Below are 4,403 nucleotides of genomic sequence, written 5' to 3'. Positions count from 1 at the left end.
GAGGTCTTCCAGGTCTTCAGGCGTTGAAAGGAGACGCCTTCCTCGCGGAGCAGGATGCGCAGGCCCTCGTGGCTGATGTCGTCGACCACCCCCTCGGCGACCAGGAAGTCCGCCAGCTTGGTCAGACTCCAGGTCGAGAACGGCAGGTCGTGCTCGGTCGGCCTGGACTTGGCGATCTTCTTGATCTCGCGGCGCTCGGGCAGCGTGAACGTCTTCGGCCGGCCGCCCTTGTACTTCGGGTAGAGCGAGGCGAAGCCGTCGGTGTTGAAGTTGTGGATCACATCGCGGACGCGGTCGTCGCTGCTGAACGACACCTCGGCGATCTTCGCCACCGGCATGCCCTGTGCGGACAGCAGCACCATCTGGGCCCGGCGCCAGGTCACCACCGACCCGGTCCCCCTGCGGATGATCCGCAGCAGCCGCCGCCCCTCGTCATCGTCGATCTCGCGCACGCGTACTCGTTCTGCCACCCCGACAGGGTGACCGTCCCGCGCCGCCCGGCCCAGCACCGGTACGGCGCGTCACATCACAAGAGGGCAAACGTTGCCTGATGCGGCACTAGAACCTCCTGCGTCAGCGGCGGGCCGGGCCGTCGGTGGACGACCCGGCCGGCCCGGGTCGTCAGTGGCCCCGGGCGATCCACTCCTCCAGGTGGGGTGCCTCGGCGCCGATGGTGGTGGGGTCGCCGTGGCCGGTGAGGACCTTCGTCTCGGGCGGCAGGGTCAGCAGCCGGTCCCGGACGGAGGCGATGATCGTCGGGAAGTGGGACCAGGACCGGCCGGTGGCGCCGGGGCCGCCCTTGAACAGGGTGTCGCCGGTGAAGAGCACGCCGAGTCCGGGGTCGTACAGGCAGACCGCGCCGGGCGCGTGTCCGGGGGTGTGCAGGACGGTGAGGTCGGCGCCGGCGGCCTCGATGACCTGGCCGTCGGCCAGATGGCCGTCGGGCTCGCGGCCGGCGTGGGTGAGCTTCCACAGCGGCAGGTCGTCGGGGTGCAGCCAGATGGTGGCGCCGGTCAGGTCCGCGAGGGCGGGCGCGGCCCCGATGTGGTCGTCGTGGGCGTGGGTGCACACGATCGCGGTGAGCCGTCGGTCGCCGACGGCGGCGGCGATGGCCTCGGCGTCGTGGGCGGCGTCGATGACGATCACCTCGTGGTCGTCGCCGACGATCCAGACGTTGTTGTCGACGTCCCAGGTGCCGCCGTCGAGGCTGAAGGTGCCGGAGGTGACGAGGCGTTCGATGCGCGCGGTCATCACAGCACCACCACCGAGCGCAGGACGTCCCCGTGGTGCATCCGCTCGAACGCCTTCTCCACCTCGTCGAGCGCGATGGTCTCGGTCACGAACGCCCCCAGGTCCAGGCGGCCCTGGAGGTGCAGGTCGATCAGCATGGGGAAGTCGCGCGAGGGCAGGCAGTCGCCGTACCAGGACGACTTCAGCGCCCCGCCCCGGCCGAACACGTCCAGCAGGGGCAGCTCCAGCTTCATCTCCGGAGTGGGCACCCCGACGAGGACGACCGTCCCGGCCAGGTCGCGGGCGTAGAACGCCTGCCGGTACGTCTCCGGGCGGCCGACGGCCTCGATCACGACGTCCGCGCCGAACCCGCCGGTCAGCTCCTGGATCGCCGCCACCGGGTCGGTCTCGCGCGAGTTGACGGTGTGCGTGGCGCCCATCGCGCGCGCCGTCTCCAGCTTGCGGTCGTCGATGTCCACGGCGATGATCCTCGCCGCGCCCGCCAGCCGCGACCCGGCGACGGCCGCGTCGCCCACCCCGCCGCAGCCGATCACGGCGACGGTGTCGCCCCGGCCCACTCGGCCGGTGTTGATCGCCGCGCCGATGCCCGCCATCACCCCGCAGCCCAGCAGACCGGCCACCTCGGCCGACACCGCCGGGTCGACCTTGGTGCACTGCCCGGCCGCCACCAGCGTCTTCTCCGCGAACGCGCCGATCCCCAGTGCCGGGGAGAGCTCGGTGCCGTCGGTGAGGGTCATCTTCTGCCGCGCGTTGTGCGTGTCGAAGCAGTACCACGGGCGGCCGCGCAGACAGGCCCGGCACTGCCCGCACACCGCCCGCCAGTTCAGGATCACGAAGTCGCCCGGGGCGACGTCGGTGACGCCCTCGCCGACCGACTCCACCACCCCGGCGGCCTCGTGCCCGAGCAGGAAGGGGAAGTCGTCGTTGATCCCGCCCTGCTTGTAGTGCAGGTCCGTGTGGCACACCCCGCAGGCCTGGATCTTCACCACGGCCTCTCCGGGGCCCGGGTCCGGCACCACGATCGTCTCCACCCGCACCGGCTCGTCCCTGCCCGGTGCGATCACGCCACGCACTTCCTGCGCCATGGTGCTGCCCTTTCGTCGGCGACCGTCTGTCCCAGTCCGACCCTACGCGCCACCGATCGGTAACGGCACGCACAACAGGGCAGGTCATCGCCCGGGACGCCGCCTGGGCACCACGCGCCGGGGCGGTCCGCGTAGCCTGAGCGGCGCCGGCCGGACCCACCCGTGAGGAGCCCCGTGAGCACCGCAGAGAACGCCGCCGTCCCTCCCCCGTGGCGCCTGCTGCTCGGGTACGTACGGCCGCACCGGCGGGCCCTGCTGGCGGGGGCGCTGCTCTCCCTGGTCACCGGGGCCACCGGGCTGCTGCTGCCGCTGGTGGCGCGGGGGTTGATCGACGACCTCTCCCGGGACCGGGCGATCACGGGCGCGTTGCTCGCGCTGTCGGGGCTGGTGGTCGCCAACGCGGCGGTCGGCGCGCTGGGTTCGTACGTGCTGCGGCGCACGGCCGAGTCGGTGGTGCTCGGGGCGCGGCGCGCGCTGTCGTCGTACCTGCTGCGGCTGCGGATCACGGCGGTGGACCGCACCGAGCCCGGTGATCTGATGGCGCGCGTCACCTCGGACACCACCCTGCTGCGAGAGGTCACCACCAACTCGCTGGTCGGCCTCGGCACCGGCGGTCTGACGCTGGTGGCGACGGTGGTGCTGATGGGCGTGGTGGACCCGGTGCTGCTCGCGGTCACGCTGGCGGTGATCCTCGGCGCGGGCACCGTCCTCGGGGTGATCGTGCCGCGCGTCAACCGGGCCAGCCGGCGGGCGCAGGACGCGGTCGGCGTGATGGGCGCCTCGCTGGAGCGGGTGCTCGGGGCGCTGCGCACGGTGAAGGCGTCGGGCGCCGAGGAGCGCGAGGAGCGGGTCCTGCACGCGGCGGCGGAGGAGTCGTGGCGGCAGAGCGTGCGGGCCGCCAAGTGGTCGGCGGCCGCGGGCAACACCGCCGGACTGGCCATGCAGACCGCCTTCATCACGGTGCTGGCGGTCGGCGGGGCGCGGGTCGCGACGGGCGCGATCGACGTCGCGACCCTGGTGGCGTTCCTGCTGTACGTCTTCTACCTGATGGCGCCGATCCAGCAGGTCGTCGGCGCGATCACCCAGTACCAGACGGGCTCCGCGGCCCTCGCCCGCATCCAGGAGGCGCTGCGGCTGCCCGCCGAGCCGCCGGCCCGGCCCGCGGCGCTGCCCGCGCCCGCCGCCGCACCGGCCCGCGTCGCCTTCACCGACGTGCGCTTCCGGTACGCCGAGGACCTGCCGTACGTCCACCACGGGGTGACCTTCGAGGTGCCGTCCCGGGGCATGACCGCGTTCGTCGGCCCGTCCGGCGCCGGCAAGACGACGGTGTTCTCACTCATCGAACGGTTCTACGAGCCCGACTCCGGCACGATCACCCTGGACGGCCGCCCCCTCACCGACTGGGAGCTGCCCCGCCTGCGGTCGGCCATCGGCTACGTCGAGCAGGACGCGCCCGTGCTGTCGGGGACCCTGCGCGACAACCTGCTCCTGGGCAATCCGCGGGCCGGCGACGACACCGTGCGGCAGGTGCTGAAGACGACCCGGCTCGACGACCTGGTCGCCCGGCTGCCGCAGGGCCTGGACACGCTGGTCGGGCACCGCGGGACCAAGCTGTCCGGCGGAGAGCGCCAGCGGGTGGCCATCGCCCGCGCCCTGCTGCGCGGTCCGCGCCTGCTGCTGCTCGACGAGGCGACCTCCCAGCTCGACGCGGTCAACGAGGCGGCGCTGCGGGACACGGTCGCCGACGTGGCCCGCACGACCACCGTCCTGGTCGTCGCCCACCGGCTGTCGACGGTGACGTCCGCGGACCGGATCGTCGTCATGGAGGCGGGCCGGGTCCGGGCGGTGGGCTCGCACCGCGAGCTCGTGACGACCGATCCGCTCTACGCGGAGCTGGCGGCGACGCAGTTCCTCGCGGGCCACGACCTGCCGGACGCGTCCGGCGACTGAACGCGCTGTGGGGCCGCCCGGGCGGGCGGGGGGCCCCCCCGCGGGGGGGGACGGGGGGGTGTCGAACGGGCGTAATGCGAACGGGTTGGCCGGATGCGACGGCTTCGGCGGGATCGA

Annotated in this window: 4 protein-coding genes; 1 reads left to right on the top strand and 3 read right to left on the bottom strand. The window is 73.4% G+C overall.

From position 1 onward, the window contains the following. From ACFV9M_RS03975 to ACFV9M_RS03965, 3 genes are all read right to left on the bottom strand, one after another. A partial coding sequence (locus ACFV9M_RS03975; RefSeq protein ID WP_385102325.1) for a helix-turn-helix domain-containing protein occupies positions 1-470 on the bottom strand: 470 nt, incomplete at its 3' end. Between the two features lie 151 nt (positions 471-621). Continuing rightward, the gene (locus tag ACFV9M_RS03970; RefSeq protein ID WP_385063923.1) at positions 622-1,251 is read right to left on the bottom strand and encodes an MBL fold metallo-hydrolase; all 630 of its coding nucleotides are present in this window, start codon (positions 1,249-1,251) and stop codon (positions 622-624) included. Next, on the bottom strand, positions 1,251-2,336 hold the full coding sequence (locus ACFV9M_RS03965) for an S-(hydroxymethyl)mycothiol dehydrogenase (RefSeq protein WP_385063922.1): 1,086 nt from the start codon (positions 2,334-2,336) through the stop codon (positions 1,251-1,253). The genes ACFV9M_RS03970 and ACFV9M_RS03965 overlap by 1 nt, the downstream gene beginning before the upstream one ends. Positions 2,337-2,510: 174 nt before the next feature. Here ACFV9M_RS03965 and ACFV9M_RS03960 point away from each other — a divergent pair, with 174 nt between their 5' ends. Then, positions 2,511-4,286 (top strand): ABC transporter ATP-binding protein, encoded by a 1,776-nt coding sequence (locus tag ACFV9M_RS03960; RefSeq protein WP_385063920.1) that lies wholly within the window; start codon positions 2,511-2,513, stop codon positions 4,284-4,286. Positions 4,287-4,403 lie beyond the last annotated feature (117 nt).

It is taken from the genome of Streptomyces sp. NPDC059895 (assembly GCF_042731035.1).
Taxonomy (GTDB): Bacteria; Actinomycetota; Actinomycetes; order Streptomycetales; family Streptomycetaceae; genus Streptomyces.
Note: the sequence above shows the minus strand (reverse complement) of the source record. Positions and strands in the feature narration are given on the sequence as shown.